The organism is Staphylococcus pasteuri (assembly GCF_030547725.1).
Classification (GTDB): domain Bacteria; phylum Bacillota; class Bacilli; order Staphylococcales; family Staphylococcaceae; genus Staphylococcus; species Staphylococcus pasteuri.
This window is the reverse complement of the sequence record NZ_JAUOQO010000631.1, coordinates 1-251: the sequence shown is the minus strand read 5'-3', so window position 1 is coordinate 251 and position 251 is coordinate 1. Positions and strand designations below refer to the sequence as shown.

The following is a 251-nucleotide window of genomic DNA, read 5'->3' as shown; positions in this document are numbered from 1 at the left end:
CAACAGCATGATCGCACAGCGCAACGCCGCCCGTGGGGGTCTGGGTATTGTGGCGCTGCCGCATTTCGCCCTGTCCGATCAGGACAGTCTGATCCGCATCATGCCGGATCTGTCGGTCACGCGCACCTTGTGGCTGACAGTGCATCAGGATCTGCGCCATCTGCCGCATATCGTTGCGCTGAAGAAATTCCTCGCCCAACTGTTTCAGGAAGACGCCACATATCTCGCTGGAGAATGAATGGGGATAGCCG

Annotated in this window: 1 protein-coding gene; it reads left to right on the top strand. The window is 58.6% G+C overall.

Going from position 1 to position 251, the window contains the following annotated elements:
* Positions 1-238: LysR substrate-binding domain-containing protein (locus tag Q4528_RS14985; protein WP_303522476.1), on the top strand; the 238-nt coding region annotated here is incomplete at its 5' end.
* Positions 239-251: the final 13 nt, after the last annotated feature.